Annotated in this window: 16 protein-coding genes and 1 pseudogene; 3 read left to right on the forward strand and 14 right to left on the reverse strand. The window is 37.2% G+C overall.

Annotated elements, in window-relative coordinates; translation table 11 throughout:
- Positions 1-53: 53 nt before the first annotated feature.
- Positions 54-881, forward strand: coding sequence for a 5'-nucleotidase, lipoprotein e(P4) family (locus tag BAQ49_RS13895; protein ID WP_071745796.1), 828 nt, complete (start codon positions 54-56; stop codon positions 879-881).
- A 26-nt stretch (positions 882-907) separates the two neighbouring features.
- Here BAQ49_RS13895 and motB read toward each other — a convergent pair.
- A pseudogene (motB, locus tag BAQ49_RS13900) lies at positions 908-1694 on the reverse strand (flagellar motor protein MotB).
- Entirely contained in the window at positions 1684-2478 is a 795-nt protein-coding gene (gene motA / locus BAQ49_RS13905; RefSeq protein ID WP_071745797.1) for a flagellar motor stator protein MotA, read from the reverse strand. Before motA ends, motB begins: the two are co-directional and overlap by 11 nt.
- A gap of 265 nt (positions 2479-2743) precedes the next feature.
- Here motA and BAQ49_RS13910 point away from each other — a divergent pair, with 265 nt between their 5' ends.
- Positions 2744-3523 carry a M15 family metallopeptidase gene (locus tag BAQ49_RS13910; protein ID WP_071745798.1) on the forward strand — a complete coding sequence of 260 codons (780 nt, stop codon included), beginning with the start codon at positions 2744-2746 and terminating at the stop codon, positions 3521-3523.
- A 36-nt stretch (positions 3524-3559) separates the two neighbouring features.
- Here the strand turns inward: BAQ49_RS13910 and BAQ49_RS13915 are convergent, their stop codons facing one another.
- From BAQ49_RS13915 to sdhC, 4 genes are all read right to left on the reverse strand, one after another.
- Complete coding sequence (locus tag BAQ49_RS13915; RefSeq protein WP_071745799.1) at positions 3560-4006, reverse strand: acyl-CoA thioesterase; 447 nt, start codon at positions 4004-4006, stop codon at positions 3560-3562.
- 93 nt (positions 4007-4099) lie between these two features.
- On the reverse strand, positions 4100-4861 hold the full coding sequence (gene sdhB / locus BAQ49_RS13920; RefSeq protein ID WP_001291830.1) for a succinate dehydrogenase iron-sulfur subunit: 762 nt from the start codon (positions 4859-4861) through the stop codon (positions 4100-4102).
- Entirely contained in the window at positions 4854-6647 is a 1794-nt protein-coding gene (sdhA, locus tag BAQ49_RS13925) for a succinate dehydrogenase flavoprotein subunit (RefSeq protein WP_071745800.1), read from the reverse strand. The genes sdhB and sdhA overlap by 8 nt, the downstream gene beginning before the upstream one ends.
- A 13-nt stretch (positions 6648-6660) precedes the next feature.
- Complete coding sequence (gene sdhC, locus BAQ49_RS13930) at positions 6661-7287, reverse strand: succinate dehydrogenase cytochrome B558 (protein ID WP_002015407.1); 627 nt, start codon at positions 7285-7287, stop codon at positions 6661-6663.
- 299 nt (positions 7288-7586) lie between these two features.
- Between sdhC and BAQ49_RS13935 the strand changes: the two genes are divergently transcribed.
- Entirely contained in the window at positions 7587-8036 is a 450-nt protein-coding gene (locus BAQ49_RS13935) for a YslB family protein (RefSeq protein WP_071745801.1), read from the forward strand.
- 115 nt (positions 8037-8151) lie between these two features.
- Here the strand turns inward: BAQ49_RS13935 and uvrC are convergent, their stop codons facing one another.
- From uvrC to BAQ49_RS13975, 8 genes are all read right to left on the reverse strand, one after another.
- Positions 8152-9936 (reverse strand): excinuclease ABC subunit C, encoded by a 1785-nt coding sequence (uvrC, locus tag BAQ49_RS13940; RefSeq protein ID WP_071745802.1) that lies wholly within the window; start codon positions 9934-9936, stop codon positions 8152-8154.
- A 148-nt stretch (positions 9937-10084) separates the two neighbouring features.
- The gene (gene trxA, locus BAQ49_RS13945; RefSeq protein WP_001018943.1) at positions 10085-10399 is read right to left on the reverse strand and encodes a thioredoxin; all 315 of its coding nucleotides are present in this window, start codon (positions 10397-10399) and stop codon (positions 10085-10087) included.
- Between the two features lie 211 nt (positions 10400-10610).
- A complete protein-coding gene (etfA, locus tag BAQ49_RS13950; RefSeq protein ID WP_071745803.1) occupies positions 10611-11588 on the reverse strand; it encodes an electron transfer flavoprotein subunit alpha in 978 nt (325 codons plus the stop codon).
- A 36-nt stretch (positions 11589-11624) separates the two neighbouring features.
- A complete protein-coding gene (gene etfB / locus BAQ49_RS13955; RefSeq protein ID WP_001029036.1) occupies positions 11625-12398 on the reverse strand; it encodes an electron transfer flavoprotein subunit beta in 774 nt (257 codons plus the stop codon).
- 78 nt (positions 12399-12476) lie between these two features.
- Positions 12477-13253, reverse strand: a complete 777-nt coding sequence (locus tag BAQ49_RS13960) for an enoyl-CoA hydratase (RefSeq protein ID WP_002088868.1) — start codon at positions 13251-13253, stop codon at positions 12477-12479.
- 11 nt (positions 13254-13264) lie between these two features.
- Entirely contained in the window at positions 13265-13852 is a 588-nt protein-coding gene (locus tag BAQ49_RS13965; RefSeq protein WP_000742219.1) for a fatty acid metabolism transcriptional regulator FadR, read from the reverse strand.
- A gap of 106 nt (positions 13853-13958) precedes the next feature.
- Positions 13959-15644: a long-chain-fatty-acid--CoA ligase gene (locus BAQ49_RS13970; RefSeq protein ID WP_071745804.1), complete on the reverse strand. Its 1686-nt coding sequence runs from the start codon at positions 15642-15644 to the stop codon at positions 13959-13961.
- Positions 15645-15834: 190 nt separating this feature from the next.
- Positions 15835-16450: BclA C-terminal domain-containing protein (locus tag BAQ49_RS13975; protein ID WP_131802719.1), on the reverse strand; the 616-nt coding region annotated here is incomplete at its 5' end.

Below are 16450 nucleotides of genomic sequence, written 5' to 3' on the forward strand. Positions count from 1 at the left end.
TTATTTTTCGATATATAATATTAAATGATTTTCTAACATCAAGGAGGATACATATGAAGATGAAGAGGGGCATTACCACTTTATTATCTGCAGCAGTTCTATCTACATCACTTGTAGCATGTTCAGGAACACCAGAGAAAACAGTGGCAAAAGAAGAAAAAGTAAAATTAACAGACCAGCAATTAATGGCTGATTTATGGTATCAAACAGCTGGTGAAACGAAAGCACTTTACTACCAAGGATACAATATTGGTCAATTGAAGCTTGATGCAGCTCTTGCAAAAGGGACAGAGAAAAAACCTGCTATCGTACTTGATTTAGATGAAACTGTTTTAGACAACAGTCCTCATCAAGCAATGAGCGTAAAAACAGGAAAAGGCTATCCTTACAAATGGGATGACTGGATTAATAAGGCTGAAGCTGAGGCCCTTCCAGGCTCAATTGATTTCTTAAAATATACAGAATCTAAAGGTGTAGATATTTACTACATCTCAAATCGTAAAACGAACCAACTAGATGCAACAATTAAAAACCTTGAGCATGTAGGTGCTCCTCAAGCAACGAAAGAACATATATTACTACAAGATCCAAAAGAAAAAGGAAAAGAAAAACGCCGTGAACTCGTTTCACAAACACATGATATTGTCTTATTCTTCGGTGATAACTTATCTGATTTCACTGGTTTTGATGGAAAATCTGTAACAGATCGTAATCAAACAGTAGCAAATTCAAAAGCACAATTTGGTGAGAAATTCATTATTTTCCCGAATCCAATGTATGGTGATTGGGAAGGCGCTTTATATGATTATGATTTCAAAAAATCAGATACAGAAAAAGATAAAATTCGTCGCGACAACTTAAAATCATTTGATACAAAATAAAAGAGGATGGCTTTCGCCACCCTCTTTTATTTTTCCTTCTCTGTTAAAGGCAAGATAAACACTTCCACACGTCTATTCTTTGCCTTTCCTTCTTGTTTATCATTTTTATCAATTGAACGATATTCTCCATAACCAATTGCACTAAAACTTTCTGGTGGCAACTCTTTATTTTGAAGCAATACTTGCATAAAATTCACAGCGCGCTGTGTACTCAATTCCCAGTTTGATGCAAATTTTGCATTCGCAATCGGAACATTATCAGTGTGACCAGATACAGTTATTTCACGAGGAGCTGCTGAAACAAGTACATTAGACATTTCTTTTGCAATTCCCAATGATTCCAACTTTACATCTGCTTTCCCCGAATCAAACAGCACATTCTCTAGTATTGTCACCATTAATCCCTTTTCAGTTAATTTAGTTTGAAAAGCAGAGGATAATTGGTTCTCATTAATATATTGATCAATCTTTTTTTGTAATGCTTTTAACTCAGCCATCTCTTTTTTTCTTCGGCTCTAGCTTCTTCTTGTTTTTTTCTTGTTCCGCCTCAAGACCACTTGCTGATAATCCTTTTTCATCATTTGGCTTTTGATCACTTAAAAACTCTTTATTTCCTGTTCCACCTGCTAGTTCACTGCGAAAAGCTACTGCCATCTGTTTAAATTTCTCAGCATCTATACTACTCATTGCAAATAAAACAATAAACAATGCAAACAACAGCGTTAGCATATCAGCATACGGAATTAACCACGTTTCATCAATATGTTCGTCATGCTTTTTCTTTTTACTTCTTCTATTCTTCCTACTCCGCATTTTTTTCCGCTCCTTTTTCTAGCTTTTTACGCTCAGTTGCAGAAAGCGCACCTAAAATGCGGTTTTTCATAATAAATGGATATGTACCTTCTTGTAACATTAATAAACTATCAATAATTAAACGTTTCTTCTCTAATTCAGCGGCAGACTTTTGCTTTAATTTATTTGCAAATGGATGCCATAACACGTAACCTGAAAAGATACCGAAAATCGTTGCAATAAATGCACCTGAAATAGCATGTCCTAGCTTTTCAATATCAGTTAAATTTCCAAGTGCAGCTACAAGACCAATAACAGCACCTAAAACCCCTAATGTCGGTGCATATGTACCAGCTTGAGAAAAAATTGCCGCTCCTTTTGCATGCCTTTCTTCAATTGCTTCTAATTCAGCTTCTAAAATTTGTTCTAAATTTTCTGCGGATACGCCATCAATCACAAATTTCATACCACGTAAAAGAAACTCATCTTCAATTTTATCTAATTGTTGTTCTAAAGACAAAATACCGTATTTTCTACTCTCAGATGTCCAATGAACAAATAACTCTAATAACTGTTCATAGCTTAAATCTTTTTTATTTGAACCAAAAAGAACTTTAAATAATTTTGGAACTTTTTTTAGTTGATTCATCGGAAATGCAATACATACTGCAGCAAACGTACCGACAAAAATAATTAGTGCCGCGGCAGGATTCAGTAAGGCCATTACGTCAGCACCCTTGACGACCATTCCTACTACTATCGCCAATACTCCTAAAACGATTCCAATAATTGTTACAAAATCCATTCCCATTCACCCCTATTCTGTACAAGAAGTCCTTCACCCTTGTTAATCATTAAATCTATCTATATGTATATATTACATAAAAAATGAATTTCATGAAAGATTAGAAATGAATTATATGAAAAAAACACTACAATTTCACACATTTTCTGACATTTTCTTTGCATTTCTATTACGTTATGGCTCTTATATTTCTTTTTCAATAAGCTAGACTTATAATAAAAACGATACATATTTTATTAAGAAAGGACTGTGATTACAAGGCATCATGAAAAAGATAATAATTGTTTCTGCCGCTACTATTGTAATCGGTATCACATCTTTCGCTTACTTTGGTTCTAAATCACCACTACAAAACGAGGTGAAGGCTGTCGAAAGTCAAAAACATAGTAACCATCAAAAAGAAGAGATTCCTGCTTTTCCAAAAGCTGATCATAATAAAAAGAAACTAGATGATAATTTTTTCGTTGTAACAAATCCAGATTCTGCTCTTGTATTAGTCAATAAACATCGTAAATTGCCAGATGGATACATTCCAAAAGATTTAACGAAACCGAACGTACCATTTACTAGTCCAAAAGATAAAGAGAAAACATTACTTCGTAAAGATGCTGCAGATGCGCTTAAGAAAATGTTCCAAGCAGCGAAAAACGAAGGGGTAGAACTTACAGCAGTTTCAGGTTACCGTTCTTACAAACGTCAACAGTCATTACATAATACATATATTAAACGCCAAGGAAAAACTGAGGCTAATTCGGTAAGTGCAATTCCTGGAACAAGTGAACATCAAACTGGTTTAGCAATGGATATTAGTTCAAAATCTGCTAAATTCCAATTAGAGCCTATCTTCGGAGAAACAGCAGAAGGAAAATGGGTTGCAGAACATGCCCATGAATTCGGCTTTGTCATCCGTTACTTAGAAGACAAAACAGAAACAACAGAATATTCATATGAACCGTGGCATTTACGCTACGTTGGTAATCCATACGCTACATACATATATAAACATCATTTAACATTAGAAGAAGCGATGGAAGACAAAAAATAAGAGAGCAAATTGCTCTCTTATTTTTCTTTCATTCTATTATTTTAGTAATTTCCCCTTCCATTCTTCAGGCCATGGTTCGCCTCTTCCCGTTTTTTTCGATGCTTGCACCATCATGCCGCGTCCAACTAAACAAACTTCTCCTTCTGCATTTTTGACCATATAGTGTAAATCTAATGAGGAATTCCCAACCGCTCCTGCCTTTACATATACTTTCAACTGCTCATCAAAATAAATTTGTTTAATAAAATTGCATTGTAGATCTGCGACGACTATCATCGTTTCTGATGATTCATGTGTCCATTCTTGCATAAATCCGAGTTTTTTAAACAATGCGATACGTGCTTCTTCAAAATATGTAAAAGCAACGACATTATTTACATGCCCAAACATATCTACTTCACCAAAACGAACTTTGACAGGGTTATAAAATGAAAAACCACTTTCCCATTGCTCAAAGTCTTCAATATAAGAAATCCTCTTCATTGCTACCTCTCCTTTTCGCCCTTAAAATAAACAGAATAAACAGAAAAATAAAGTTATAAATATTGCCTCTTCAACATGAAGAGGCAATATTTATTAATAGTTATTGTCGCTACCAAAGAAATCTTTGAACGATTGAATTGTTGTATCACGGTTTAATGCCGCAATTGAAGTTGTTAATGGAATACCTTTCGGACATGATTGCACACAGTTTTGAGAGTTACCACAGTTTGCAAGTCCTCCATCTCCCATAATTGCACGTAAGCGATCAGCTTTATGCATTTCACCCGTTGGATGTGAGTTGAATAAACGAGCTTGTGATAACGGTGCTGGTCCAATAAAGTCAGATTTACTATTTACGTTTGGACATGACTCTAAGCAAACACCACATGTCATACATTTTGAAAGTTCATATGCCCATTGACGCTTTTTCTCTGGCATCCTTGGTCCTGGTCCTAGGTCATACGTACCATCGATTGGAATCCAAGCTTTAACACGTTTTAACGCGTTAAACATACGGCTACGATCAACTTGTAAGTCACGTACAACTGGGAATGTCTTCATCGGCTTTAAGCGAATTGGTTGTTCTAACTGGTCAATAAGAGCTGTACATGATTGACGTGGTTTTCCGTTAATCACCATCGAACAAGCACCACATACTTCCTCTAAACAGTTCATATCCCATGCAATCGGAGTCGTTTGGTTCCCTTTTGAATCAACAGGATTACGACGAATTTCCATCAACGCTGAAATAATATTCATATTTGGACGATACGGAATTTCAAACTCTTGGTCAAATTCTTGTGCATCTGGTCCATCTTGTCTCGTAATGATGAGGCGGATTGTTTTCTCAGACATGTTGTTTATCCCCCTTCTCTTCACCCTTAGCAGCTACATCGTGTTTTGAAGAATAGTCACGTTTACGTGGTTTAATTAATGAAACATCCACTTCTTCGTAATGGAATGCTGGTGCTTTTCCTTCTCCCTCAAATTTCGCCATCGTAGTTTTTAAGAAGTTTGCATCATCACGATTTGGGAATTCTGGTTTGTAATGCGCTCCGCGGCTTTCATTACGGTTATATGCGCCAATTGTAATAACACGCGCTAACTCGAACATATTTGCAAGTTGGCGTGTAAATGAAGCACCTTGGTTACTCCATCTTGCTGTATCGTTAATGTTAATGCGTTTGTAACGTGCCATTAACTCTTCGATTTTCGCATCAGTTTCTAGTAACTTTTTATTTTCACGAACTACTGTAACGTTATCTGTCATCCATTCTCCAAGCTCTTTATGAAGAACATACGCATTTTCGTTACCATCAAGCGTTAAAATATTGTTAAATTTCTCTGTTTCGATTAATTCATTTTGCTCATATACAGTAGATGAAACAGCATCAGATGATTTAGAAAGACCTTTCATATACTCAATTGCGTTTGGTCCTGCTACCATACCACCGTAAATTGCTGATAATAGTGAGTTTGCACCAAGGCGGTTACCACCGTGCATAGAATAATCACACTCACCTGCTGCAAATAAACCTGGAATACTTGTCATCTGCTTGTAATCAACCCATAGTCCGCCCATTGAATAGTGAACCGCTGGGAAGATTTTCATTGGTAGTTTACGAGGATCATCACCTGTAAACTTCTCATAGATTTCAATAATTCCACCAAGTTTAATATCTAGTTCTTTCGGATCTTTATGAGAAAGATCTAGATATACCATGTTTTCACCGTTAATACCTAGTTTTTGCTCTACGCAAACATCAAAGATTTCACGAGTTGCAATATCACGAGGTACAAGGTTTCCGTAAGCTGGATATTTGTCTTCTAAGAAGTACCATGGCTTACCATCTTTATATGTCCAAACACGCCCACCTTCACCACGTGCGGATTCACTCATAAGACGTAACTTATCGTCTCCAGGAATTGCCGTTGGATGGATTTGAATGAACTCACCGTTCGCATAATATGCACCTTGTTGATATACAGCAGATGCTGCTGTACCTGTATTGATAATAGAGTTAGTTGATTTTCCAAAGATGATACCAGGGCCCCCTGTTGCCATAATCACGGCATCAGCTTGGAAACTTTTAATCTCCATAGTTTGTAAGTCTTGTGCGACGATTCCTCGGCACACACCTTCATCATCAACAACAGCTCGTAAGAAATCCCAACCTTCGTATTTCGTTACAAGTCCCGCTACTTCATGACGACGTACTTGCTCATCTAATGCGTATAGTAATTGTTGACCAGTTGTTGCGCCAGCAAATGCTGTACGGTGATGTTGTGTTCCACCAAAACGACGGAAATCAAGAAGTCCTTCTTCCGTACGGTTGAACATAACACCCATGCGGTCCATTAAATGAATAATACCTGGTGCTGCTTCACACATCGCTTTAACTGGCGGTTGGTTCGCTAAGAAGTCCCCACCATAAATTGTATCGTCAAAGTGGATCCATGGAGAATCCCCTTCACCTTTTGTATTTACGGCACCGTTAATTCCACCTTGGGCACATACAGAATGTGAACGTTTTACTGGTACTAAAGAAAATAGTTCAACATTTACTCCTGCTTCTGCCGCTTTAATCGTTGCCATTAAGCCGGCCAAGCCACCGCCGACTACTATAAGTTTCCCTTTCATGCTCTCCCACTCCTTACTGGTTTGCTAGCTGTGGATCGATGAACGCTAATAATGCACTCACACCTACATAAGATAGACCTAAGAAAATAGCTAATGTTACATAAGTAGAGATTCTTTGTGAACGTGGAGATACTGTAATTCCCCAGCTTATGCAGAATGTCCATAGTCCATTTGCAAAGTGGAAAATCGTTGAAACAACACCAACTAAATAGAAACCAAACATAAATGGGTTGTTTAAAATATCTGCCATCATATCATAGTTTACCTCTTTACCTAACAATGCTTGAATACGAGTTTCCCAGACGTGCCAAGAAATGAAAATCAGCGTAACGATACCTGAAATTCTTTGGAAGACGAACATCCAGTTACGGAAATAACCGTAAGATACCGCATTGTTCTTAGCTGTAAATGCAATATATAAGCCATATATAGCATGGTACAGTATAGGTAAAAAGATGATGAAAATTTCTAGCGCATACCGGAATGGAAGGAGCTCCATAAAGCCTGCAGCTTTGTTAAAAGCCTCTGCTCCTCTTGTTGCAAAGTTGTTTACAATTAGATGTTGCGTCAAAAAGACACCAACCGGGATGACCCCCATTAATGAGTGCCACTTACGAAACGTATACTCGCGGCCTTTCATGTCCCCATTACCCCCTTGAATGTTTGACTGCTGTTTTCAGATTAATTTACAACAATAATGTTTTTTCACTATTGGCATAAGAAAAACTGAAAAAATTATTCGAAATATTTCAGCATAATTTGATAACAAGTTCATTTTACCCCTATTTTTGTCGAAGCGTCAAGAAAACGTATACATAATTTGCATATAATTTGCCAATTCTTTTTTTCTTCTTAGATATTCAGATTTCCCTAAAGAAAAATCTGTTTTTATAAATGAAAAATGTTATATAATAATCCCTATAGAAAGAGGGGAATATTGTGAGCAAAAATACAATCGATATAACATCTTTAGAAGATGTTTCATTGAACGCCTTCGCTTATGAATTGCTACGTGAAGAATTACTACCTGATTTAATTGGTAACGATTTAGACGGTATTTTATACTGGTCCGGCAGAAACCTTGCAAGAAAATATCCGCTAGAAACAATTGAAGAAGTCATTCAGTTTTTTGAAAAAGCTGGTTGGGGCACTTTAAGCATCGTTGAACATAAACGTCGTGAAATGCAGTTCCAACTTAAAGGTACGCTTATTACTGAGCGTCAAAAACAAAAGAGACATTCTTCTTATCAATTAGAAGCTGGATTTATCGCCGAGCAAATTCAAAGACAAAGAAACGTCGTTGCAGAGTCCTACGAAGAACAAAAGAAACGTTCAGACTCTATTACATTTCTTGTTAAATGGGATATTAAAGATCTCATTGAAGCGTAGCATCTATCTACAGTCAACTAGACATATAAGTTTAGTTGACTTTTTTGTATATTCATTCAGATGAGTTTATTTTAAATCTTCAGAAATTATACCAAAAAACAGAAGACGTTGTAAACTACAACGTCTTCTTATCTGTTAAATAAGTGTATATCGTCTCTGCAACATTTTTCGGCATACCTGCTTCGACAAATTCAGCTATGGAAGCTTCTTTCATCTTTTTTAACGAGCCAAAATGTTTTAACAATACCTTTTTGCGTTTATCGCCGATTCCTGGAATATCATCTAATGCTGATTGAATGACCGATTTCCCGTGCAACTGGCGATGGAATGTAATTGCAAATCTATGCACTTCATCTTGAATGCGTTGCAATAAATAAAATTCTTGGCTATTCCTCTCAAGCATCACAGGTTCAGGCGGATCTCCAATGATTAAATGTGATGTTTTATGTTTGTCATCTTTTACAAGCCCTGCCATTGGAATATATAATCCGAGTTCATTCTCCAGAACATCACTTGTAGCGGCCAGATGGCCTTTTCCACCATCAATAATGATTAAATCTGGTAAAGGTAAATTCTCTTTAAGCGCCCTCGTATAACGGCGTCTTACAACTTCCCTCATAGATTCGTAATCATCAGGACCTTGAACCGTTTTAATTTTATATTTCCGATATTCTTTCTTTGCTGGTTTCCCATCGATAAAAGCAATCATTGCGGAAACGGGATTTGTCCCTTGAATATTCGAGTTATCAAATGCTTCAATACGATATGGGGTTTCAATACCAAGCTGCTTCCCTAAATTATCAATGGCTTTAACCGTCCGCTCTTCATTACGTTCAATTAAGTAAAATTTCTCTTCTAGTGCAATTTTTGCGTTTTTATTTGCTAATTCTACAAGATCTTTTTTCTTACCACGTCTCGGCTGTGTCGCTTCAACTTCTAGAAAGCGCTCTACTAATTCTGAATCTATACTTCCTGGAACGACAATTTCCTTCGGTTTAAAGTGACTACTGTTTTCATAAAATTGACCGATAAACGTTAAAAATCCCTCTTCTGGTTCATCATAGATTGGAAACATAGAAACATCACGCTCAATTAACTTTCCTTTTCTAACAAAAAAAACTTGAACACACATCCATCCTTTATCAACCGCATATCCAAACACGTCACGATCCACTAAGTCACTCATAATCATTTTTTGTTTTTCCATAATCGCATCAATATGAGCAATTTGATCGCGCAACTCTTTCGCCCGTTCAAACTCTAGTTTCTCTGAAGCCTCATACATCTTTGTTTCTAATTCTGATCGAACTTCTTTATGTCCACCATTTAAAAACTTAATAATTTCATCTACAATTTCTTTATTTTGCTCTTCCGTTACTTCTTTCACACAAGGCGCTAAACATTGGCCCATATGATAATATAAGCAAACTTTATCTGGCATATTTGAGCATTTACGAAGCGGATACATACGATCTAATAATTTCTTTGTTTCATGAGCTGATTGCGCATTTGGATAAGGACCAAAATACTTTCCTTTATCCTTTTTTACATTTCGCGTAATGAGTAAGCGTGGCTGTTTTTCAGCTGTAATTTTAATGAAAGGATATGTTTTATCATCTTTTAATTGAATATTATATTTTGGATCATACTTTTTTATTAAATTTAACTCTAAAATAAGAGCCTCCAAATTTGAGGAGGTTACGATATATTCAAAGTCAACAATTTCTCCTACAAGCCGAAGTGTTTTCCCATCATGTGAACCAGTAAAGTACGAGCGCACACGATTTTTTAGTACTTTTGCCTTACCGACATATATAACCGTTCCTTGCTTATCTTTCATTAAATAACAACCAGGTTGATCTGGTAAAATAGCCAACTTCTCTTTCAAATGTTCGTGCACTCGTCACCCTCCATTTCTACATGCTTAGCATTTTTATTTTCACATGAAAACATACTATGCCAAAACACCCAACATACGTTCTTTTATTGTAACTGAAAGGTTATAAAAAAGAAAATAAAAAAAGCTACCAAATGGTAGCCTCTTTATTTTAGAAGTGTTTAGAAACTAATTCTACTAACGCTTCTTTCGGTTTATAACCTAACGCTTGATCAACTACTTTACCGTCTTTTAATACGAAAAGAGCTGGAATGCTCATTACTTCGAATTGACGAGCAGTTTCTTGGTTTTCATCAACGTCTACTTTTACTACTTTTACTTTTTCGCCTAGTTCTGCATCAATTTCCTCTAATACAGGAGCGATCATTTTACAAGGTCCACACCAAGGTGCCCAGAAATCTAATAATACAACACCTTCGCTAGTTTCAGCTGCGAAGCTTTGGTCATTTGCGTTTACAATTGCCATTTTATTTCCTCCTTCAAGTATATTCTACCAAGAGTATATCATTAACTTATATACGTGGCGAATAATATGTATCGTTATGTATTGTAACAAAAAAATGTTCCTTTATACTATATAAAAATACGGATTAAATACTAAAAAGGTGAGAGACAGGGGATCCCTCACCTTTTTCTATATATAGGGGTACTTCACTTAGAACTCAAGGGTACTCAAATCATGAATGTACTTTTAACTTTTTAAATTCTTCTGTTAAAAGAGGTACAACTTCAAATAGGTCACCAACAATACCATAGTCAGCTACTTTGAAGATACTTGCTTCTGGATCTTTATTAATCGCAACAATTATTTTTGAGTTAGACATACCAGCTAAATGCTGAATCGCACCAGAGATACCGCACGCAATGTATAGGTCTGGCGTAACAACTTTACCAGTTTGACCAATTTGTAATGAGTAATCACAATACTCAGCGTCACAAGCACCACGAGATGCCCCAACAGCGCCGCCTAATACGTCAGCTAACTCTTTTAATGGTTTAAATCCTTCTTCACTCTTCACACCGCGTCCACCTGCGATAATAACTTTCGCTTCAGAAAGATCAACACCTTCTGCAGTTTTACGGACGACATCTTGAATGATTGTACGTAAATCTTTTACATCAACTGTAATAGAAGATACATCACCACTGCGAGACTCATCTTTTTCAAGCGTTGTAATGTTATTTGGACGCACTGTCGCAAATAAGATACCATCTGTTACAATCTTCTTCTCGAACGCTTTACCAGAGTAAATTGGACGAGTGAAGATAACATTTCCACCTTCAACTTCTAAAGCAGTTACGTCAGAAACTAAACCAGCTTCAAGCTTTGCTGCTAATTTTGGTGATAAATCTTTACCAAGTGCTGTATGTCCAAATACAATACCTTCTGGATTTTCTTCAGCATATACAGCTAAAAACGCTTGCGCATAACCATCAGACGTATATGATTTTAATTTATCATTTTCAACTGTCACAACGCGATCTGCACCGTAATGAATCAATTCATTTGCAAAAGAGGCAACGCTGTCTCCAACTAGAAGACCTACTACTTCACCGCCTTCTGCAATTGTTTTTGCTGCTGCTACCGCTTCAAACGAAACGTTACGTAGCGATCCATCACGAACTTCACCCATTACTAATACTTTACGAGCCATAGATTTTCCCTCCTGCATATATAATTTCGTATTTTATTAGATTACTTTCGCTTCTGTATGGAGCAACGATACAAGTTCTTTTACTTGATCTTGCAGCTCGCCTTGTAACACTTTTCCTGCATCTTTCTTAGGAGGCAAATAGATTTCAATTGTTTTTGTTTTTGCTTCCACATCATCTTCTTCTAGATCTAAATCATCTAATTCTACTTCTTCTAGTGGCTTTTTCTTCGCTTTCATAATGCCTGGAAGTGATGGATAACGCGGTTCATTTAAACCTTGTTGCGCTGTTACTAAAACTGGTAATGATGTTTCGATTACTTCTGTATCTCCTTCAACATCACGCTCAATCTTCACATTTGTACCGTCAATTTCAAGCTTTGTAATTGTCGTTACGTATGGAATGTTTAACGCTTCAGCCACGCGTGGACCAACTTGTCCAGATGCGCCGTCAATCGCAACGTTCCCGCCTAAAATTAAATCTACTTCTTTATCTTTTAAATATTCAGCAAGTACTTTTGCTGTCGTGAACTGATCACCGTTTTCAACATCATCTTCAATATTGATTAATACCGCTTTATCGCAGCCCATCGCTAACGCAGTACGAAGTTCTTTCTCACTATCCTCGCCACCAACTGTTACAACAGTAACCTCTCCACCTTGTGCATCTCTTACTTGAATTGCTTCTTCAATCGCATATTCGTCGTAAGGGTTGATGATGAATTCCGCTTCGCCATCATAAATTGCACCGTTTTTAATTACGATTTTTTCTTCTGTATCAAATGTTCGTTTCATGAGTACGTAGATGTTCATTCCATTTACCCCCTTGTTTTTCAGAAAGATTCTATCAATTTTAAAATTCTGTTAATTTATATAAAAAAAATAATTGGACTACCTACCACTAAATGAAGGCTTACGTTTTTCTAAAAACGCTGCTACACCTTCTCTTCCATCTTCACTCGTAAACACTTCACCAAAAATCTGTGATTCACGCTGTACACCTTCATAATAATGAGACGATTTTGTCGTTTGTAATAACTCTAGCACAGCACGAGTTGTTGCTGGACTTTTTCCAGCAATCTGTTTTGCAATTTTAAGCGTATCTTCTAAAATAGATTCCTCAGAAAATACCCCGTTAACAAGCCCCCATTGTAATGCTTCTGCACCAGTAATTGGTGTACTTGTTAACATCATTTCACAAGCTTTCGCTTTACCAACATAACGTGGTAAACGCTGTGTACCTGCAAAACCAGGAATTAATCCAAGTGTTAATTCAGGTAAACCAAGCTTTGTACTTTCAGTTACAAAGCGCATGTGGCAAGACATAGCAAACTCCAGGCCGCCGCCAAGTGCCGCTCCATGAATTGCCGCAATAACTGGTTTTGAACATTTTTCAACACGCTCAAACGTAACTTGTCCAAGCTGTGCTAATTCTGTCGCTTGCTTCGCTTCAGTAACAGATGTAAATTCTTTAATATCTGCTCCAGCTGAGAAGAAACGCCCTTCACCATGTAGAACAACAACACGAATGTTATCATCCTTTTCCACTTGATCGATTAATTCAGTAACGTCATGCATAACTTGTGAAGACATTGCATTAGCTGGCGCATGATTTAGCGTCGCCACCGCAATATGGTCTTCAACTTTTACAGATAGGAATTTCAACATGATCCCTCCCATTATTGACGATAACCACAAGCTGCACTAAGTAGCCCATGTACCGTTTTCGAAAGTGCGACCAGATCATACTTATGATCGCTCATTACCCAATTGGTCACAACTTCATCCACTGTTCCAAAGATCATTTGTCTTGCCACGCGAACATTTAAATCCGCCTGGAATTCACCTTGCTTTATACCTGTTTCTAAAATCTCATCCATAACTTGTAAGTAGCCTTTTAATACTTCATTTATTTTAAGGCGCAAGTCTTGATTGGACTGTCTTAGCTCTAATTGCGTAACTATAGCAAGAGGATCATTTTGCGACAACAGCAAGAAGTGCGTTTCTACCAACATGAATAACTTCGCTACAGCGCTTTCAATTCCTGCTGTTTTTTGACGAATTGTTTCAACAAATTCTCCCATCTTCTCTTGGAATAAGGATATTAATATATCTTCTTTATTTTTAAAATATAAATAAATCGTGCCATCAGCTACCCCAGCTTGCTTTGCAATTTTAGAAACTTGCGCTTGATGGTATCCATTCTCTGCAATCACAATGACTGCTGCATCAATAATTTGATTGTATTTCGGTCTATTTTTCTTCACTTTACTGTCCCCTTCAAGAAGATGACTGAATGAATAGTCATTCATATTCTTATAATACTGACTATTTAGAAAAGTGTCAATCCTATTTTTTCAAAAAGAAAGGGCCTTAGCCCGTTTGCTCATCCTCATTCTTTCTTTTCTCTTCATCTATTAGGACACGGCGTAAAATTTTTCCGACTGTCGTTTTCGGCAGTTCCTCTCTAAACTCATATACTTTCGGCACTTTATAAGCCGCTAAATATTTACGCGCAAACTGGTTTAATTCTTCCTCAGAACACTCCATACCTTCTTTTAACACAACAAATGCTTTAACTGTTTCTCCTCGGTACGGATCGGGAATTCCAATCGTCACTACTTCTTGCACTTTTTCATGCTCATATAATACTTCTTCTACTTCACGAGGATACACATTAAATCCACTCGCAACAATCATATCTTTCTTACGATCTTTCACATAGAAAAATCCATCTTCATCCATGTAACCAACATCCCCTGTATGGAGCCATCCGTCTTGTAATACAGCTGCTGTTTCTTCTGGCTTATTCCAATACCCTTTCATAATTTGAGGACCCTTTACAACAATCTCACCAATTTCACCCGGAGGTAAAGCCTCTCCAGTTTCAAGTGACATAATGTTTGCCTCTGTATCTGGCCACGGCACACCAATACTTCCTGGCACGCGTTTTTCCCACAAAAAATTCCCATGTGTAACTGGCGACGACTCCGTTAATCCATAACCTTCTACCAATTTTCCACCTGTAACTCTCTCAAACTCTTCCTGTACTTCTACAGGAAGCGGGGCAGATCCACTAATACAAGCCTCGATAGAAGAAATATCATATTCTTTTAAGAGGGGACTATTTAATAGAGCAATATAAATGGTTGGTGCCCCTGGAAATAGTGTGACTTTATGTTTTTTTATTGCTTCAAAAACCATTTTCATATCAAACTTCGGAATCAGCACCATTTTATATCCTTGCATAATACTTAAATTCATTACAGCTGTCATCCCATACACATGAAAGAACGGAAGAACACCAAGAATTACTTCTTCTCCTTCTTTACAATTATATAGCCAATGAGCTCCCATTAAAGTGTTCGAAACAAGGTTTTTATGCGTCAACATAACCCCTTTTGGAAATCCCGTTGTTCCCCCTGTATACTGCAAAAGAGCTAGATCATTTTCAGGATCACAAGGAACTTCAACATTAACATTACTTTCTCGTTCTACTGATTTCCATAGATGAATCGTTTCACTTTCCGACACATTCACCACAAGATTTGCCTGCTTTTTTTGTACAAATGGATAAAGTAAATTTTTAGGGAAAGGTAAAAAGTCCGCAATACGGGTTACGATAATATGTTCAATTTTTGTAGCAGCTTGAACATTCGTTACTCTTGGAAACACTAAATCGAGACAAAGAATTACTTTTGCTCCCGAGTCATGAAGCTGATATTCTAATTCTCTTTCTGTATATAGTGGATTTGTTTGTACTACGATACCTCCCGCAAGTAATGTACCATAATAACCAATTACAGATTGCGGACAGTTCGGCAACATAATAGCAACTCGATCACCCTTTTCCACACCTAGCTTTTGAAGATAATTTGCAAACCTTTTCACCTTATCGTGGAAGTCTGAAAATGTAATATCCTTCCCTAAAAAGTGAAGCGCTTTCTTTTCTGGATAACGAGAAGCCACCTGTTCCACATATCCATGAAGCGGCTGAATATCATAAGAAATCGTACTTGGAATTTCCTCTGGATAACTTTTCAACCATGGTTTTTCCACCTTCATTCCCCCTTCAAATACATAAAAAATAAATGAATGTTCATTCATGATGGTTGTTTTCATTATATTATAGTCGCCATAGCGTTACAATCATAATATTCTGACTTTTATATAACTATGCTTCACTCCATTAACTTCTTATTATATGTATAAACTCTCCTAATCTATAAAAGAATAAGAGAGTTATTATTTAGCTTAATCTTATTATCGTTAACACAGCTCCTGGTGTAGTTGTTGATAATGTGGCAACAGCTAACAAACCAAATAGTTGCAAACTAATAGCATCTCCTGCTGCAAGAGTTGTAATAATTGTTGCACTAAATGATGTGGTTGCTAACGCAGGAGCATTGATCGTCCCAGCAAGTGGTGCTCCATTAATTGTAATCCGTGAACTGACTAATAATGAAGCCGTTATATTAATCGTATATGAAATATAATAATTCCCAGCATTTGCAACCGTAAATACTGTGTTCCCACCAGAAACAGTAATTCCTGGACCGATGTTTTGATTATTTGGAAGTGGGACATTTGTTCCACCAAGAAGTACCGATATCGCTGTTCCCGACGTATTATTTGCAAATGCATACGTCGCCGTGATACTCGTACCTGTTGCTCCCGTTACTCCTGTCGCTCCCGTTGGACCCGTTGCTCCTGTTGAGCCCGTTGCTCCTGTCGCTCCCGTTGGACCCGTTGCTCCTGTTGAGCCCGTTGCTCCTGTTGCTCCCGTCGGACCCGTTGCTCCTGTTGAACCCGTCACTCCCGTTGAGCCCGTTGCTCCTGTCACTCCCGTCGCTCCCGTTACTCCT

The sequence above is a fragment of the Bacillus proteolyticus genome (assembly GCF_001884065.1).
GTDB classification, from domain to species: domain Bacteria; phylum Bacillota; class Bacilli; order Bacillales; family Bacillaceae_G; genus Bacillus_A; species Bacillus_A proteolyticus.